The 1315-nt window shown below is 67.5% G+C and carries 1 protein-coding gene; it reads left to right on the forward strand.

Translation table 11 applies throughout. The features are described 5' to 3' along the window. Positions 1-144 precede the first annotated feature (144 nt). Positions 145-1209, forward strand: coding sequence for a threonine synthase (locus tag C5B90_RS19870; protein ID WP_115883631.1), 1065 nt, complete (start codon positions 145-147; stop codon positions 1207-1209). Positions 1210-1315 lie beyond the last annotated feature (106 nt).

Here is a 1315-nt window from a genome sequence, read left to right on the forward strand (position 1 = left end):
GCTATGTCTCTCTCGTTGAGCTGTTACCGTTGCGGGGAGCGCTACGCCGACGGCATCCGGGTCAGGTGCGCCTGCGGGGAACCGCTCTGGGTCGACACGGACCCGACGGCATTCTCGTGGGCCGACTGTCGAGACCGGGGTGGGATGTGGCGGTACGAAGCGCTGTTGCCAATTGATCGCCCCGAGGGTGTCGCGCGGGCCGCGGGCGGCACGCCCCTCGTCAGGAGCCCCGGACTCGACGACGCCGCGGGCGCTCGGGTGTTCGTCAAAGACGAGGGTGAGAATCCAACCGGAGCGTACAAGGACCGCGGGAGTGCGGTGGCCGTTCCGCACACCGTCGCGACCGGTGGCGACGTCGTCGGCACGGTCTCGTACGGCAACATGGCGATCAGCACCGCTGCCCACGCGGCAAGCCTCGATCGGGAGTGCGTCGTGTTCGTTCCGGAGCAGACCTCGTCAGTGCGGCTGGAGCTCATCGCTCAGTACGAGCCGACCATCGTACAGGTCGCCGGCGACTACGGGAAGCTGTACGGGGACGCGCTTGAGCTGTCCAAGCGCCTCCCAATCGACGTGCTCGTGAGCGACGTGCCCACCCGCATCAGCGGGTACAAAACGGCACTATTCGAGATTTACGAGTCGCTCGCCCCGGCGACGCCCGACGTGATCGCGCTACCGGCGAGCTCCGGTGGATTCGCTTCGGGGATCTGGCTCGGAATCCGGGACCTAGAGCGCGCGGGACTGATCGCGGAGCCGCCGCGCCTGTGTCTCGTCCAGACTGCGACCGCCGACCCGCTAACGCGGGCGTTCGAGGCCGGGGAGACGGAGCCGACGCCGCTGTCACCCGACGAGACCGGCGACACCATCGCTCACTCGATTGGGAACCCGGACCCGCCGAGCGGCGCTCCTGCGCTCGCCGCGGTTCGCGATACTGACGGCGCCGTCGTCTCCGTTACCGACGACGAGATACGGACCGCTCAGCGCCGGTTTGCCGTCGACGGCGGGTTCTGCGTCGAGCCGGCGTCCGCGACGACGCTAGCCGGCGTGTCACGCCTCGCGGAGCGTGGCGATATCGCCGCTGATGAGTCTGTCGTCCTCGTGCCGACCGGAACGGGGTTCAAGGAGATGGGAACCGGCGAGACGGAGGTTGCGACCGAGACGGTCCACAGGGACGCCCTTCGGGATCAGCTCGAATCGTTGCTCGCCCCGTAGCGCTCGTGGTTCGACGCGAGAGAGATATTTCAGTACAGTTGAAGCCCGGAGAATTAGGGCTCGTTGAGCAACGAGCGAGCGCGTTGCACGTAGCTGTTCGCACCCC

Source organism: Haloferax sp. Atlit-12N (assembly GCF_003383095.1).
GTDB lineage: Archaea > Halobacteriota > Halobacteria > Halobacteriales > Haloferacaceae > Haloferax.

Bases quoted from the DNA above. Each gene is read 5' to 3' on its own strand.
- C5B90_RS19870 (WP_115883631.1), top strand. From the start codon at position 145: ATGTGGCGGTACGAAGCGCTGTTGCCAATTGATCGCCCCGAGGGTGTC.